Here is a 12,296-nt window from a genome sequence, read left to right as displayed (position 1 = left end):
GTGCTGAACGGTGAGTGGTAAGTAAGCTGTCGCAAGTGTATTCGTTCGCGACAGCCTACTTACCACTCACCGTTCAGCACTTACCACTAACTTTGCCTTATGCAACCTCTCACGCTTTATAATACGCTTTCCCGGCAGAAAGAACGGTTTGAACCCATCAGTGCGCCCCACGTGGGCCTGTACGTTTGTGGTCCAACGGTTTATAACTACGTGCATTTGGGCAACGTCCGCACGTTTCTGTCGTTCGATACGCTGTTCCGCTACCTGACCCACATTGGCTACAAGGTCCGCTACGTGCGCAACCTCACCGACGTGGGTCACCTCGTGGGCGACAGTGACGAAGGTGAAGACAAAATTGGACGGATGGCCAAGCTCGAAAAGCTGGAACCGATGGAAATCGTACAACGCTACACCCTCGATTTCCACAATGTAATGGCAACCTTCAACGCCCTGCCGCCAAGCATCGAACCCACCGCCACGGGCCACATGATCGAGCAGATCGAGGCCGTGAAAGAGTTGATCGACAAGGGGTTAGCCTACGAATCGAACGGGTCGGTGTATTTCGATATTGAACAGTACAACCGCGAAGGGGGGCAATACGGCAAGCTGTCGGGTCGAATTCTGGACGACCTGCTCAACGAAACCCGCGAGCTGGACGGACAAAGCGAAAAGCGCAACCCACTGGATTTTGCGATCTGGAAAAACGCTTCGCCCGAACACCTCATGCGCTGGAAATCGCCCTGGGGCATGGGCTTTCCGGGCTGGCACCTGGAGTGTACCTGCATGAGCACTAAGTACCTGGGTACGCAGTTCGACATCCACGGCGGGGGCATGGACCTGAAATTTCCGCACCACGAATGCGAGATTGCCCAAGGTCACGGCCTCAACAACCACGACCCCGTGCGCTACTGGATGCACTCGAACATGCTGACCGTGAATGGCCAGAAGATGAGCAAGTCGCTGGGTAATTCATTCCTGCCATCGGAATTGTTTGCCGGTACGCACCCGCTGCTTGATCAGGCCTATTCGCCCATGACGGTGCGGTTTTTCATGCTTCAGTCGCACTACCGCAGCACCCTCGACTTCTCTAACGATGCCCTCAAAGCAGCTCAAAAAGGCTACCGGCGGCTCGTAAACGGCCTTCGGTTGCTAAAATCAATGACGTTTGAGGCGGAAGAAGGAGCCGTTGTCGAGCCAAAGCACGGCGAGGAAGTGGCCCGCGACAATCAGGCACTGTACGATGCGCTCAACGACGATCTGAACACGGCTGTGGCCATCGGGCATCTGTTTAGTCTGCTGAAAAAGATCAATCAACTCGACACCAAACAAGTCTCGATGGAGCAGTTTGGCGAGGCCGCGTTTGCGCAGTTGCAGACTACGTTCGTCCAGTTTTTCGAGGAAGTGTTAGGCCTGAAAGAAGAGACCAGCCGTGATCAGACTGCGATGGTAGGCGGTATGCTTGACCTCTACCGTGAGTACAAAACCCAGCGCCTGTACGACAAAGTAGATCAGGTACGTTCCTACTTCAAAAGCCAGGGCCTGGTCATCCGCGACATGAAACACCGCATCGACTGGGCGTATGAAGAGTAATGGCGAAAGATCTCTTTCACGAGGCCGTTCGGCAGGCCTTACTTACTGACGGGTGGTCAGTTACGCACGACGGGTACCGGCTCATGACCGATTTACTCAAAGATGCATTGACAGTGGATCTTGGTGCTGAGAAGCTGATTACCGCTGAACGAGGAATCGAAAAAATAGCCGTCGAGGTAAAGAGCTTCCTTGGTGATTCGCTGATCTACGATTTTCACAGTGCTGTAGGTCAGATGCTGGTCTATCAGGTCAATCTTGACTTGCAGGAGCCAGACCGTGTTTTATACCTCGCCATCCCTGAACCAACCTATGAACGAATGAGCCGTCAACGCGTTTTTGAGGTAGTTGCCGAGCGGTATAAGCTCAATTTTGTTGTTTATGAACCACTCAATAAGCAGATTGTGAAATGGATAGCGCACAACAAATAAGTCATTATGCCTTGATTATCAGTCAGTATTTGGCTGAACACCAGGATCAGGAAACCAGTGGCGAAGAGTATCGGCGGTTGGTTATCGCAGATCGTGACAACCATCATTATCAACTGGTAGCAATGGGTTGGGCCACCCCTAGCCGATTCGTTGATACGTTGCTTATTCATATTCAACTAAAAGCAGACGGTAAAGTCTGGCTTCTGGAAAATACTACCGAATTACACGTTGCCGAAGATCTGGTGAGCCGGGGCATTGCCAGAGAGGCTATTGTACTAGGTTTTCATCCACCACAATACCGGGCTTTAACTGGCTACGCTGTAGCTTGATCAGGTACATTCTTACTTCAAAAGCTAAGGCCTGGTCATCCGCGACATGAAACACCGCATCGACTGGACATATGAAGAGTAAATTGCCTCATTAATAAGTCAACATGATAAAGTATCTCCTTGCTGCTACGCTGGCAGTTACCCTTTTCGCCTGTGGCGATAGCGGCAAAAAATCAACGGAATCTACCTCGTCCGAACCGGCTATGGTGGCTGCACCTACCTTTGTGGGTGACTCGGCCTACAAGAGCATCGAGCAGCAACTGGCTTTTGGTCCGCGGGTGCCCAATACGCCTGCTCACGAACGCGGTGGTGACTATATCGTGGCCAAACTGAAGCAGTATGGTGTGGAGGTGATTGAACAACCCTTCACGGCCAAAGGGTGGGACGGCATCATGGTAAAAGGGCGCAATATTATTGGCGTCATTAATCCCAAAGCCACCAAGCGCATTTTCTTCTCGTCTCACTGGGATTCGCGTCGCTTTTCCGATCATGATAGCATTCCTGCCAATGTGAAGAAGCCCGTGCCCGCCGCCAACGACGGGGCCAGTGGCGTGGCGGTGCTGCTCGAAATGGCCCGGACTATTCAGCAGGCCAAAACCAAACCCGCTGTGGGTGTCGATCTCATCTTTTTCGACGCCGAAGACTGGGGTGACGGCGACAAAGCCGTTGGCGACACCGAACCTGCCAGTGGCCAGTTCGATTACATTGGCTTTTGCCTGGGTTCGCGGCATTGGGCCAAAAATCCACATAAACCTGGCTACACAGCCTATTATGGCGTATTGCTCGATATGGTGGGTGCCAAAGGAGCTACATTCCAGCGCGAAGGCTATTCTATGCAGTATGCCCCCAGCGTAGTGCAAACGCTCTGGAATACCGCCAGCCGGTTGGGCTATGGCCAGTATTTTCTGGAACAAAACGCCACGCCCATCACCGACGACCATATGGCCCCCAACCTGATTGCTAAAATCCCCACCGTCGATATCATCCACCTCAGCACCACCACGGGCAGTTTCTTCCCCGACTGGCACACCGCAGAAGATGACATGCGCAACATCGACAAGAACACGCTCAAGGCCGTGGGGCAAACGCTGGTGCAAGCCGTTTACAACGAACAGGTGCAATAAAGGGTCAGCAGGGAAACAAACGGGTCTGAACCATGAAGTTAGTTTACCGTTTTTGCTGTTTTCTGCTACTGACCATACCCGCGATGGCGCAACAAGCCGATTCGCTACGGGTATCAGCAGACACCAACGCTTATTTAAACGCTACTCGGAGCTTCAACGACAGACAAGGCCCCGCCGAGCATGTCTTCTCGCTTGTTAATATCCCTGTCTTCAGGTTCAAGGAAGGTGTCTTCAGAATTACGGACAGGGCTTTCCCGCTCGTTTTCTCTCCTGATTCGTTGGTCAGCGTACCCGCCAAACGTGCAAACCGGCAGAGTAGAAGAGGGCTTTTTGCGGGAATAGCTTCGGTTGTTCCGTTGGTGGTTTTGAGTTATTCGGTTGTCCGGCTGGCTGCTGCTCCACTTGTGGTAGTGAGCGGACAAACCTATCAGCGTGATGACCCAAAGCCACTTATTATTGTGTCAGGGGCCACGGCAATGGTGGGCGTTGTTGTCTCGGCCACGTTCAACATTACCTCGATAGTTAACACAACGAGAGCCATACGACGACACAATGCCCAGTTTGGTCGCCGGGTACCAACCTTGTTCAATCCAAAAGGCCTGTAAAAGAGTTTAGTACTAGCGGCCTTATATGCCCGTTCACTCACCACCTATTTGATGCTACGTAGAGGAATTATTCTGTCGAGCCTTTTGCTCAGTTTGGGTTGCGCTGGTCCCGATACGCTGGGTACGTTAAACCTGAAAGCGTGGCGCAACGACCGGGGCGGCTGTAAGGGAGATCGACAAAGTCAACTGGCTAACTTTCAACAGGTTAAAGACCAGTTGAAGGGTATGCACGCCAACGATTTGGGCAAATACCTGGGTCGTCCGGATGTGAATCAGATCGAAGACCGGAACCAGAAGTACTACGTCTATTACGTGGAAAAAGGCCCGCAGTGTGTTGGCGACAATACCGGAGCGAAATCAAGAGCCAAAAGTGTTGCTCTGAAGGTCAGCGCCATCGGCCTCGTCACCGAAATTAGTGTGCAGGCAGGGGTACCATGAGTGAAAGAGTGGAGCGCTACAAATAGAATTTCTTACGGGTAATCATCTCCTCTACCACGTCGGGCACCATGTAGCGGATCGACCGGTTGGTGCGGATGGCCTCGCGGATGAACGTGGCCGAAATGTCGAGCAGGGGGGCACTCACCAGCCGCACGTTAGCATGTGTCAGAAACGGGCTGGGCATAGTTACTGACTCACGCGCCGGACGGGGATATACGTAGAGGCCAATCTCTGTCAGGATGCGCTCGTGGGCCTTCCAGTTGGCAAACTGTGCCAAATTGTCTTCCCCCATAATGAGCCGGAATGTGTGCTGCGGAAATGTTGAACGTAGCTTATCCAGCGTGTCAATCGTATAGCTGGGCTTGGGCATCGAAAACTCAACGTCGGTGGCTTTCAGGCGGTTGTTGTCGGCAATGGCTCGTTCCACCATGTCGAGCCGGTCGAACTCGTGCAACAGGCTCTTGGTCTTCTTAAACGGATTCTGCGGCGATACTACAAACCATACCTGACCTAGGTCTGTGGTCGTGGCCATGGTGTTGGCAATGATCAAATGCCCAACATGAATAGGGTTGAACGATCCAAAAAAAAGACCAATGTTCATGGGAAGGGAGTTTACTGTCTTCTGTTGCTTCGCAAGCGTACTGCTGACCGGTGCGGCGAAGCAACAGAAGACAGTGAACAGTAAACTGTTAAATGACCGTCGCTTTGGGCGGGACGATGTCATGTTGAATAAAATCGTCGATGAGTTTCTGGGCTTTGAGGAAGGATTCTTCCAGTTCGTCGTTGACCAGCACCACGTCGAAACGATCCTGGAACGACATTTCGAAGTGGACTTTAAACAGGCGCTTCGAGAGGCTGTCTTCGGTTTCGGTGCCCCGGCCAATGAGTCGCTGGCGCAGGGTTTCTTCGTCGGGTACTTTCACAAACACAGATAGCGCCTGATCGCCGTAGTATTCTTTCAATTTTAGCCCTCCCTGCACGTCGACGTCGAATAGCACATGCTTGCCCGAATCCCAAAGGCGCTGAATCTCAGCCTTTAACGTGCCGTAGAACGCACCCACATAGACCTCTTCCCATTCCACAAACTCGTTGGCGTCGATCTTCTGCTTAAACTCTTCGGGGGTCAGGAAGTAGTAGTCCTTGCCGTTTTGCTCATCGCGGCCCCGGCGGTCGCGGGTGCAGGCCGAGATAGAGAAGCCCAGGTTGGCGTTAGTGTTCAGCAGGTGGTGAACAATGGTGGTCTTGCCCGAACCAGACGGAGCCGAGAAGATGATGAGTTTACCTTTCAAAGCCGGTTTTTTGGTCAAAAGTACAAAAAACGAATCGGGGTAAGTGAATGGGTTGAAAACTCAACCTAGTCACTTACCCCGATTTGATGCCTGTGGCGGCTTACTTAGCTAAATGTGGCGATGCGCGTTCGGATCGATTCGATTAGCTGCTCAGGGCAGCATCGTTTCTCCATCCGGTTTTGCAACAATGCTTTCACTTCTTTTTCAAGATGATACATCTCGATGCACGGTTGGCAGGATTCCAGATTACGTTGAAGTTGGTCAAGATCCTTCTCGGTCGCAGCACCATCAAGAACCATCTGAATAAATTTCAGGCAGTCGGACTGATGCTCACACGTGTGTTTCATACTCCTCGGGACCTCCGACGGCGATTTTGGCAAAGACGTTTGCATTGGAAAAATGTTATTTATTCCAAGATTAGTGATATTGTTGCTATCAGTCTAACCAACGTATGTATCGTAAAAGTTCGCTTTAGTCGTCAATATTTTCGTTGTATCCCATTGACGCCGCATAATCGCGCAGCTTTTCTTTCAATAAGTTACGTGCCCTGTGCAACCGCGACCGAACCGTACCAATGGGAATGTCCAGAATTTTGGCCATCTCTTCATAAGTAAATCCTTCAATGTCGCACAGAATAATGACGGTACGGAAGTCAACCGGCAACGAGTTCAGGGCTGTTGCCACTTCATCGCCAATCAGGTCCGACACGGTCTCGGCCCGCAGGTCGACGGTGTGTTCGGTTTCTGAGTCTTCGGAGTTGTAGGTCGTCTCAACGTCCTGGTAATCAACCTTTGCAGGCTCCTTACTTTTCTTCCGATAGTCGTTGATGAAGCTATTCTTCAGGATTCTGAACAGCCATGCTTTGGCGTTAGTTCCTTGCTCAAATGACGATATGAAGCGGAAAGCCTTCAGATACGTGTCCTGCACGAGATCGTTGGCGTCGTCTTCGTCCATCGTCAAACGGAACGCGAAGTTGTACATGGAGTCGATGTGGGGCATGAACTCCTTGTTGAAGATCTGGTATTTCTGATCGTCGGTGTATCCGCGTGTGGGCGTGGTGTCTGACATGGTTTCGGGCATTGTCGACATAAAAGTAGGCGTTAAAAAACGTTCAGCCACGACTACTGATTGATTTGTGGAAAGCACATCAATCGTTCCTATGAGAGAGTCGCCGACAGAGACTATACCGCAAAAACCAAACCTTTGTTTAATATTCCCGCGAATCGGCCAAAATGGCAGAACCAACAAGATAGGCTTTGTGTTGTTATGCGCTTTTGCCAGTAACGCCAGGCTTAATTACGGGTGAAAAACTGGATTAGTACAATGCTAATCGTTGTAAATAAGGCGCTGGCACCAATGCGAAACAGCGTGGGCAGCAACAGACTCAAGCTACCTGCCTCTATCAGAAAAAGGGCACTGTGGTGGATGAACACCAGCACGATCACGTAGCGGAAGAATTCGGCGAAACCCAACTCCTGAAGCGTAAACAGCACTCGTGCCTCCTGAATGCGTTGCGCCATCTGCACCCGCACCACCAAGGGCCGCACATAGGCCATAAGCACCGTGGCGGCGGCGTGCATTCCCAGCGTATTGTAAAACGTGTCTACGATAACGCCGGTGGCAAAGGCAATAAGCAGGACTAGTGTTTGGCTTAACTCATTGGGCAACAGCAAAATACAGGCTACATAGAGAAAGCAGAAGCCATAGTCGAACAACACCAGGTTTCTGACAATCAGAATTTGGAGCGTCAGGTACAGTACAAAAAGCAGAATGGTGGAAATGATTTCGCGTAAGGTCATGGGCGGGGACAACAGCGGCGGGCCTATCGGTCGCTGTCAACTTGCTGCTCAACTTGTTCCTGCTGAGCACGTAACTGATTGTCGACCACGTAGACGAACGAAAGATTGCCAAAGTTAGTCGACAGATCGATGGTCAGTTCGTGGAAAGGCTGGTTGGTTTGTGTACCTATGGTCCGCACGCGACCAATAAGAATACCCGGCGGAAACACGGTATTATGGTCGGAGGTGACGACCGAATCATTTTTGGCCACTGGCTTGTAGCGTGGAATGTCGAGCAGGCTCATGCGGGTGGGGTCGGCACCCATCCAGCGGGCCGTACCAATTTCATTGGCTTTTATTAAACTGGCCGACACGTAGAACTTAGAGTGCAGAATGGACGTGACAACCGAGAAATGGTCGTTGCACGATTTCACGCTACCAACAATGCCCGTTGGCGAGATAACCCCCATACCTGGCTTAAGGCCGTCGGCAGTGCCTTTGTCGATGGTTAGGTAATTGTTGGCCAGCGTAGTGGTATTGTTAATCACTTTGGCCACCGTAAACTTAAACCGGTTGGCAAAAACTGAGTCGGCGCGGTAAGCGGCTGGCGCGCTGGGCGATCCCTGTTGCAATTTGGTAAGCTGCTGGCGTAGCTGCTTGTTTTCCGAAGCCAGGTCGGCGTTTACTTGCCGCAGGTTGGTATACTCCTGCGCCGTGTTCGACCAGGCCAGCATCTGGGCGGCGTAGCGGTTAGACGTGTTGAAGAAACTCGCGCTCCAGTAGTTGTTGGTATTGACAATGAAGTAAAAACATAGCACCTCCAGCAACACAAACAGGATGAAGTTGCGGCTTTGGGCTATAAAGGCAAAGAGTTGTTCCACTGTTAAAAAAGAGACAAGAAGCGAGAGGCAAGATACAAGATGAATCGCCTTCGTCGTCCTGCATGTTGCTTTCTTGCTTCTTGTCTCTTACCTCTTGTCTCTTATGATATCAATACTGACTTATAGAGATCGAGGTTTTTGATGACCTCGCCGGTGCCTTTCACCACGGCCTTGAGCGGGTCGTCGGCTACGTGAATAGGGAGCTTGGTTTTGCTGGCCAGGCGCTTGTCGAGACCGTGCAACAGCGCACCGCCGCCCGTGAGGTGAATACCGTTGGTGTAAATGTCGGCCGAGAGTTCGGGTGGCGACACTTCGAGGGCTTTCATCACGGCTTCTTCAATCTTAGAGATTGACTTATCCAGTGCGTAGGCGATTTCGCTGTAGGTAACCTTGATCTCTTTAGGAATACCCGTCATCAGGTCACGACCCCGAATCTCGTAGTCGGCGGGTGGGTTGTCGAGTTCGGGCAGGGCCGAGCCTACTTCCATCTTGATTTGTTCGGCCGAGCGCTCACCAATGAGCAGGTTGTGCTCGCGACGCATGTAGTCGACAATGTCGCGCGTAAACACGTCGCCGGCAATGCGGATCGACTGTTCGCAAACAATGCCCGACAGCGCAATCACGGCGATTTCGGTGGTCCCCCCCCCGATGTCGACAATCATGGTGCCGTTGGGCTGAGTAATATCTATCCCGATACCGATAGCGGCTGCAATGGGTTCGTGCACCATGTATACTTCTTTAGCACCAGCGTGTTCGGCTGAGTCCTTAACGGCGCGTTTTTCTACTTCAGTGATGCCCGATGGAATGCAGATGACCATCCGGTGTGAGGGAGAAAACAACCGGTTGCCCGACTCAATCATCTTAATCAACCCCCGAATCATCAGTTCCGCCGCCGTAAAGTCGGCAATTACGCCGTCTTTAAGGGGACGAATGGTTTTGATGTTTTCGTTGGTCTTTTCGTGCATTTGCATCGCTTTATGCCCAATGGCCAGCACTTTACCGCTGACCTTGTCCATCGCGATGATCGACGGTTCGTCGACCACAATCCGGTCTTTATGAATGATGAGTGTATTGGCGGTGCCTAAGTCGATGGCAATGTCGCTGGTCAAAAAATTAAAAAGTCCCATTTCAGGCTGGTTACGTATCGGATGCGTTGTTTGGCTACTAAGAGAGGATGAGAGCAAATGATAAGGCGCATAAAACAGCTTCCTGTACCCAAGAAACAGCCGTTGCTAACTGGTCAATGAGTCTTGTTTTCTGCGCTTTACGGATTGTCTCCAAAAATGCACACAAAAGTAGGGATAATTAAAGAGAACTTTAGCCCACTGCCTGAATCGACTTTTGTTTTTGCCGTGACTGTCAGCCCTATAAACACAGAACCCACCCTGCTGAGAGCAACAGGGTGGGTTCTGGGCAAACAGAACGGGATTACTTTTTTGCCGAACCGGGTGCGGTCGCGGCATTCTTTTTATTCTGAACCTCAGCCCGAATGTCTTGCGCCATTGTTTTCAGGTCTTGCATACCTTTCCGTACACGAGTTCCGGCGGCCTGATTCTCTTTGTCGTAAAATTTGTCGAAGTCACCTTCGAGTGACATAATCAGGTTTTTTACTTCCTCAAAGCGTGTCATACGATTGGGGTTTATGTGTGAAAATGTGCTTAAATACGCTAAAAACGCGGATTTGGGCGAAATATAACTATTCTCACATACACCGCAAGAGAGGTGTCAAAAAAATATCCGAATAATGCAACTAAAGGCTGATAAGATTACTCAGCGGCAGACTCGGAGACGGCTATTTCGGCCAATTCAGCCGAATTTGGCCCATTTTCGCCGTTATAATCGCCATTTACCAGCTTCGCGTAGATCTCGCTAAACACCTTCAGGGTGTACTGTACGTCGTCGAGCGAGTGGGCCGCCGTGGGAATGATACGGAGCATTACTACTTCCTTCGGAACAACGGGGTAGTGCACGATTGAGCAGAAAACACCATAGTTCTCGCGCATGTCGCGCACCATGGCCGTAGCTGCTGGCAAACCGCCGTTGTGCTGCAATAGCACCGGCGTAACCGGCGATTCCGTCTCGCCGATGTTGAAGCCGCGCTCACGCAGGCCATCCTGCAACGCCCGCACGTTCTCCCAGAGTTTCTCGCGGAGTTCAGGGTGTTTCTTAATCAGTTCGAGGCGTTTCATGGCACCTACTACATACGGCATGGGCAGGGCCTTGGCGTAGGTCTGCGACCGCATGTTGTATTTCAGGTACATGATGATGTCGCGGTCGGCGGCTACAAACGCACCAATGGCGGCCATTGATTTGGCAAACGTAGAGAAGTACACGTCGATACCATCCTGGCAACCCAGCATTTCGCCTACGCCCGCGCCGGTGGCGCCCATCGTACCAAATCCGTGAGCGTCGTCGACAAGCAGGCGGAAGTTGTATTTTTCTTTCAACGCCACAATCTTGTCGAGGCTACCCACTTTGCCCGACATACCGAAAACGCCTTCGGTGATAACCAAAATACCACCGTTTTTCTCGGCGGCTTTTTTGGTAGCCCGCTCCAGGTTTTTCTCCAGGCTGGCCATGTCGTTGTGGTTGAACTTATAATACTCGCCCATTTTAGCCTTATGCAGCCGAATGCCGTCGATCAAACAGGCGTGCGATTCGGCGTCATACACGATCACGTCGCGATGGTCAACGAGCGCTTCAATAGCCGACATTACGCCTTGGTAGCCGTAGTTGAGCAGAAACGCATCTTCTTTGCCCACAAACTCGGCGAGTTGCTGCTCGAGTTCTTCGTGCATATCGCTGTTGCCCGACATCATACGGGCACCCATGGGGTAAGCAAGGCCCCAGTCGGCAGTGCCCTGGGTATCGGCTTCGCGCACCTCAGGGTGGTTGGCCAGGCCCAGGTAGTTATTCAGACTCCAGTTCAGCACCTGCTTACCCTTAAACGTCATGTAAGGTCCCAGATCACCAGTGAGCTTAGGAAAAACAAAATAATGATGGGCGTTAAATTCGCGGGAAGTCGAGCCAATAGGGCCGAGATTGGTGCGCAGTTTCTCAAATAAATCCACTTTATAAAGCCGTTTTAGGCCCTAAGGCCCTGTTTCCAATGTATTTAGTGCAAAAATAATGAATAATGTAAAATGAATAATGTAGAATCGGTCGGCCGATGCGGTAAAATGAAGAATCGGTTAAGGACGGCTGGTCGGGCAAGTATGTCCGTTTTTTACCACCAGACTCCTCTGCCAGGGGCAGACTTTTGCATAATCACGTTTAAACCAATGGATTATGCAACGCAGAACATTTCTTGCTTCCAGCCTGGCGACTACTTCGTTGCTGGCACAGGCCGCGCCCGGTAAGCCTGCTCCGGCCAAACCATTTACGGTAAAAGCGGGGGAGGCCCGCTTTGGTGTGCACACGCCTTTTCAGGGTGTCAACGCCAACGACCTGAAAGTGTCGGGGAAGGACACGGGCGGGATGCTCGCCGTGTTTGAATACATGGGCCATCAGAAGGTAGGACCACCACTGCATGTCCATACCGATCAGGACGAACTGTTTTATGTGGTTGAGGGAGAATACCGGTTTCAGGTGGGCAAAGAAACCTTCACGGTCAAGGCAGGGGATACCGTGTTTGGCCCGCGCAACATGCCCCATACCTGGATACAACTGACCGACGTCGGTAAGCTGCTGTATCAGGTACAACCGGCGGGCAAACTGGAGGACTTCTTTCTGGTAATGAACGAGTTAAAGGGTCCGCCAACCGAGGCATTAATTCAGAGAATTCACGCTGACCACGGCATGACGGTGCTTGGCCCACCTCTATCTTTGACGTAG

Annotated in this window: 15 protein-coding genes; 7 read left to right on the top strand and 8 right to left on the bottom strand. The window is 51.5% G+C overall.

The window, feature by feature from the left end; all coding sequences use genetic code 11:
* Nucleotides 1-99 precede the first annotated feature (99 nt).
* From cysS to J2I48_RS15855, 6 genes are all read left to right on the top strand, one after another.
* The gene (cysS, locus tag J2I48_RS15880; RefSeq protein WP_207336449.1) at nt 100-1,590 is read left to right on the top strand and encodes a cysteine--tRNA ligase; all 1,491 of its coding nucleotides are present in this window, start codon (nt 100-102) and stop codon (nt 1,588-1,590) included.
* A complete protein-coding gene (locus J2I48_RS15875; RefSeq protein WP_207336448.1) occupies nt 1,590-2,018 on the top strand; it encodes an element excision factor XisH family protein in 429 nt (142 codons plus the stop codon). The genes cysS and J2I48_RS15875 overlap by 1 nt, the downstream gene beginning before the upstream one ends.
* Nucleotides 1,997-2,347: an element excision factor XisI family protein gene (locus J2I48_RS15870; RefSeq protein WP_207336447.1), complete on the top strand. Its 351-nt coding sequence runs from the start codon at nt 1,997-1,999 to the stop codon at nt 2,345-2,347. Before J2I48_RS15875 ends, J2I48_RS15870 begins: the two co-directional genes overlap by 22 nt.
* Nucleotides 2,348-2,451: 104 nt before the next feature.
* Nucleotides 2,452-3,471 carry a M28 family peptidase gene (locus tag J2I48_RS15865; protein WP_207336446.1) on the top strand — a complete coding sequence of 340 codons (1,020 nt, stop codon included), beginning with the start codon at nt 2,452-2,454 and terminating at the stop codon, nt 3,469-3,471.
* A gap of 32 nt (nt 3,472-3,503) precedes the next feature.
* On the top strand, nt 3,504-4,076 hold the full coding sequence (locus J2I48_RS15860; RefSeq protein WP_207336445.1) for a hypothetical protein: 573 nt from the start codon (nt 3,504-3,506) through the stop codon (nt 4,074-4,076).
* Nucleotides 4,077-4,127: 51 nt separating this feature from the next.
* Entirely contained in the window at nt 4,128-4,514 is a 387-nt protein-coding gene (locus J2I48_RS15855; protein ID WP_207336444.1) for a hypothetical protein, read from the top strand.
* A 16-nt stretch (nt 4,515-4,530) separates the two neighbouring features.
* On the opposite strand, the gene nadD is transcribed toward J2I48_RS15855, so the two are convergent.
* The 8 genes from nadD to J2I48_RS15810 all read right to left on the bottom strand — a co-directional run bounded on the left by nadD (nt 4,531) and on the right by J2I48_RS15810 (nt 11,533).
* Nucleotides 4,531-5,115 carry a nicotinate (nicotinamide) nucleotide adenylyltransferase gene (nadD, locus tag J2I48_RS15850; protein ID WP_207336443.1) on the bottom strand — a complete coding sequence of 195 codons (585 nt, stop codon included), beginning with the start codon at nt 5,113-5,115 and terminating at the stop codon, nt 4,531-4,533.
* Between the two features lie 88 nt (nt 5,116-5,203).
* Nucleotides 5,204-5,803 carry a guanylate kinase gene (gene gmk, locus J2I48_RS15845; protein ID WP_207336442.1) on the bottom strand — a complete coding sequence of 200 codons (600 nt, stop codon included), beginning with the start codon at nt 5,801-5,803 and terminating at the stop codon, nt 5,204-5,206.
* Nucleotides 5,804-6,274: 471 nt separating this feature from the next.
* A complete protein-coding gene (locus J2I48_RS15835) occupies nt 6,275-6,892 on the bottom strand; it encodes a sigma-70 family RNA polymerase sigma factor (protein WP_207336441.1) in 618 nt (205 codons plus the stop codon).
* Nucleotides 6,893-7,095: 203 nt separating this feature from the next.
* Nucleotides 7,096-7,602, bottom strand: coding sequence for a hypothetical protein (locus J2I48_RS15830; protein WP_207336440.1), 507 nt, complete (start codon nt 7,600-7,602; stop codon nt 7,096-7,098).
* Between the two features lie 23 nt (nt 7,603-7,625).
* Nucleotides 7,626-8,462, bottom strand: a complete 837-nt coding sequence (gene mreC / locus J2I48_RS15825; protein ID WP_207336439.1) for a rod shape-determining protein MreC — start codon at nt 8,460-8,462, stop codon at nt 7,626-7,628.
* Between the two features lie 101 nt (nt 8,463-8,563).
* Entirely contained in the window at nt 8,564-9,589 is a 1,026-nt protein-coding gene (locus J2I48_RS15820) for a rod shape-determining protein (protein ID WP_085411377.1), read from the bottom strand.
* A gap of 301 nt (nt 9,590-9,890) precedes the next feature.
* The gene (locus J2I48_RS15815) at nt 9,891-10,091 is read right to left on the bottom strand and encodes a BF3379 family histone-like protein (protein ID WP_207336438.1); all 201 of its coding nucleotides are present in this window, start codon (nt 10,089-10,091) and stop codon (nt 9,891-9,893) included.
* Nucleotides 10,092-10,228: 137 nt separating this feature from the next.
* Complete coding sequence (locus J2I48_RS15810; protein ID WP_207336437.1) at nt 10,229-11,533, bottom strand: aminotransferase class I/II-fold pyridoxal phosphate-dependent enzyme; 1,305 nt, start codon at nt 11,531-11,533, stop codon at nt 10,229-10,231.
* 217 nt (nt 11,534-11,750) lie between these two features.
* On the opposite strand from J2I48_RS15810, the gene J2I48_RS15805 reads away from it, so the two are divergent.
* On the top strand, nt 11,751-12,296 hold the full coding sequence (locus tag J2I48_RS15805; protein ID WP_207336436.1) for a cupin domain-containing protein: 546 nt from the start codon (nt 11,751-11,753) through the stop codon (nt 12,294-12,296).

Source organism: Fibrella aquatilis, assembly GCF_017353255.1.
Lineage (GTDB): Bacteria > Bacteroidota > Bacteroidia > Cytophagales > Spirosomataceae > Fibrella > Fibrella aquatilis.
Note: the sequence above shows the minus strand (reverse complement) of the source record. Positions and strands in the feature narration are given on the sequence as shown.

Bases quoted from the DNA above. Each gene is read 5' to 3' on its own strand.
- cysS (WP_207336449.1), top strand. From the start codon at position 100: ATGCAACCTCTCACGCTTTATAATACGCTTTCCCGGCAGAAAGAACGG.
- J2I48_RS15875 (WP_207336448.1), top strand. From the start codon at position 1,590: ATGGCGAAAGATCTCTTTCACGAGGCCGTTCGGCAGGCCTTACTTACT.
- J2I48_RS15870 (WP_207336447.1), top strand. From the start codon at position 1,997: ATGGATAGCGCACAACAAATAAGTCATTATGCCTTGATTATCAGTCAG.
- J2I48_RS15865 (WP_207336446.1), top strand. From the start codon at position 2,452: ATGATAAAGTATCTCCTTGCTGCTACGCTGGCAGTTACCCTTTTCGCC.
- J2I48_RS15860 (WP_207336445.1), top strand. From the start codon at position 3,504: ATGAAGTTAGTTTACCGTTTTTGCTGTTTTCTGCTACTGACCATACCC.
- J2I48_RS15855 (WP_207336444.1), top strand. From the start codon at position 4,128: ATGCTACGTAGAGGAATTATTCTGTCGAGCCTTTTGCTCAGTTTGGGT.
- nadD (WP_207336443.1), bottom strand. From the start codon at position 5,115: ATGAACATTGGTCTTTTTTTTGGATCGTTCAACCCTATTCATGTTGGG.
- J2I48_RS15835 (WP_207336441.1), bottom strand. From the start codon at position 6,892: ATGTCGACAATGCCCGAAACCATGTCAGACACCACGCCCACACGCGGA.
- J2I48_RS15830 (WP_207336440.1), bottom strand. From the start codon at position 7,602: ATGACCTTACGCGAAATCATTTCCACCATTCTGCTTTTTGTACTGTAC.
- J2I48_RS15820 (WP_085411377.1), bottom strand. From the start codon at position 9,589: ATGGGACTTTTTAATTTTTTGACCAGCGACATTGCCATCGACTTAGGC.
- J2I48_RS15815 (WP_207336438.1), bottom strand. From the start codon at position 10,091: ATGACACGCTTTGAGGAAGTAAAAAACCTGATTATGTCACTCGAAGGT.
- J2I48_RS15805 (WP_207336436.1), top strand. From the start codon at position 11,751: ATGCAACGCAGAACATTTCTTGCTTCCAGCCTGGCGACTACTTCGTTG.